Origin of the sequence: Bartonella vinsonii subsp. berkhoffii ATCC 51672 (assembly GCF_902825225.1) — a bacterium.
GTDB lineage: Bacteria > Pseudomonadota > Alphaproteobacteria > Rhizobiales > Rhizobiaceae > Bartonella > Bartonella berkhoffii.
On sequence record NZ_CADEAK010000074.1, the window covers coordinates 1 to 887 of the forward strand.

At 29.2% G+C, this 887-nt stretch carries 1 protein-coding gene; it reads left to right on the forward strand.

What is annotated here, in order from left to right:
- Positions 1–230 (forward strand): type ISP restriction/modification enzyme (locus tag J7R10_RS08285; RefSeq protein ID WP_343211341.1); only part of this gene is annotated, 230 nt, incomplete at its 5' end.
- Positions 231–887: the final 657 nt, after the last annotated feature.

Sequence of the window (887 nt, forward strand, 5' to 3'; positions counted from 1 at the left end):
ATGAGTATATAGTAAATGGCAAGTCCGCTCTTGAATGGGCTATGGAGCGTCAATGTGTTAAGACTGATAAAAAGAGCGGCATTGTGAATGATGCCAATCGCTATGCTGTTGAGACCGTTGGCAACCCTGCCTACCCTCTAGAATTGTTTCAAAGGATTATTACTGTAAGTTTAGAAACAATGAAAATCGTTAAAAACTTACCAAAATTAGAAATAAGAGAAACCGAATAGATTTGGCATGCTCAGATGATAGGCATATTAACCTCACAAAGGGGTATAAGGTCTTATACCTATAGGGGGGCTCTATACCCCTTTTATAAACTGCTTACATAACATCTTAAAAGGAGTTCTTATCATGCGTTATTCTAAAAAGAATTCATTTGCACTTTTAAACACTCTACATTGGATTGCTTTTAAAAGACTATATCGTAATCTAAAATGATAGCTTTATAGTTTAAAAATCTCTGTTTAAAGAGATTTTGATAATCTCTATAATTATCAATCTCTCTTTAGATGTTTTATAACAAATAAATCACATTATCATCTTTATCATTTCCCTTATGAAAATAAAAAATGATGCCATGACTATAAAGAACATAACAGCTATAGAGAATGCATAAAAACAGTAAACTTGAATACTCATATGTAAATGAAAGCGTTGATTATAAAGACAATACCTATAAAAGGCTGTTAAATTGCAAATGCGTTATAAAAGAAATTAACAGAAATCTTAAAAACCATTTAGTAAAAAAATTGATAGGTTATAAAGATAAAAATACGCATAATAAGAGCGTTTTTTAATATTATAAATGTATAGATTCAAAAAATAACGCAATCGTTTCATAAAGCCTATAATATAGCTTTAAAAGCAAATAAATATAAAAGAAT